Origin of the sequence: Okeania hirsuta (genome assembly GCF_003838195.1) — a bacterium.
GTDB lineage: Bacteria > Cyanobacteriota > Cyanobacteriia > Cyanobacteriales > Microcoleaceae > Okeania > Okeania hirsuta.
The window spans coordinates 1-984 of the sequence record NZ_RCBY01000625.1; the positions used below are offsets into that span (position 1 = coordinate 1).

The 984-nt window shown below is 43.3% G+C and carries 1 protein-coding gene and 1 pseudogene; one reads left to right on the top strand and one right to left on the bottom strand.

All coding sequences use genetic code 11. The features are described 5' to 3' along the window. The first annotated feature begins 160 nt into the window (after nt 1-160). Nucleotides 161-556, top strand: coding sequence for a transposase (locus D5R40_RS33300; protein ID WP_161565192.1), 396 nt, complete (start codon nt 161-163; stop codon nt 554-556). Here the strand turns inward: D5R40_RS33300 and D5R40_RS33305 are convergent. Then, nucleotides 557-754 (bottom strand): annotated as a pseudogene (locus D5R40_RS33305) (IS630 family transposase); the annotation flags it as partial. Nucleotides 755-984: the final 230 nt, after the last annotated feature.

A 984-nucleotide genomic window follows, 5' to 3' on the forward strand; every position in this document is an offset into this window, starting at 1 on the left:
TTATATCGTTTGTGTAAACCCAAGGGTGAATATCTACAGGAAATGATGGTTTTTTCTTGCGAGGGTAGCCTTCTTTCCTCTTCCCTCTTCCCTCTTTCTTCTTCCTTCTTCCTTCTTCCTTCTTCCTTACCTTTGCTATACAAGACCGATGCTACCGGACATGATATTACTCGAAAAAGGAATTCATCTGATTAGTACCGATGAAATGACGAGTATCCAAGCTAATGAGAGAATTTGCCCCACTCAACCAATAGAGCCAGGACGAGTCGAACGCAATGAGTTTGAGTACATTCGCCATGGCACTCAATGTCTACTGGCCAACTGCCATATTGCCAAAGGACAAATCATTACCCCTTCAATTAAGGCCACCCCCACAGAAGTTGATTTTCTGCAACACATTGAACAGACTATCGATACTGATTCTGATGGAGGATGGATTTTTCTTGTAGATCAACTCAATACTCATAAATCTGAATCATTAGTCCGTCTTGTGGCTCAAGGTTGTGGTATTCAGACTGATTTGGGGGTGATCTCAAATCCGGTAGCATCGGAGTAATTAAACCTGAATTTTCGGCCACCAATGGTACTGGGTTATAGCCTTGATTGCAAATTGCTGTGTTAAAAGAACTTGACAACGCTCAAACAGAATTTCTTCTAACTCTTCGAGGCTGGTAAATGAACGATTTGCGATCGGTTCATTAATTAGAGGCCATAACCTTTCTGCTGGTTGTAATTCAGGCGAGCTGGATGGCATACAAGTTCTGAGTTAAAGATTCCTTTGGGCTTGCACTTAGAGTATTTACCACCCTCTTTGAGGATGAATAGGACGTTCCAGATGCTCGCTCATCCACTGAGCTACTTTGGGTCCATTCCTTGAAGAAGGAGACAGCTATACTGGAGACAGGAGGAAAATTACATGGGGATTCGCTCCCCCAAGTAATGCGTGAACACGACCGTTGACGGTGGGGTATTAAACCCACAAAG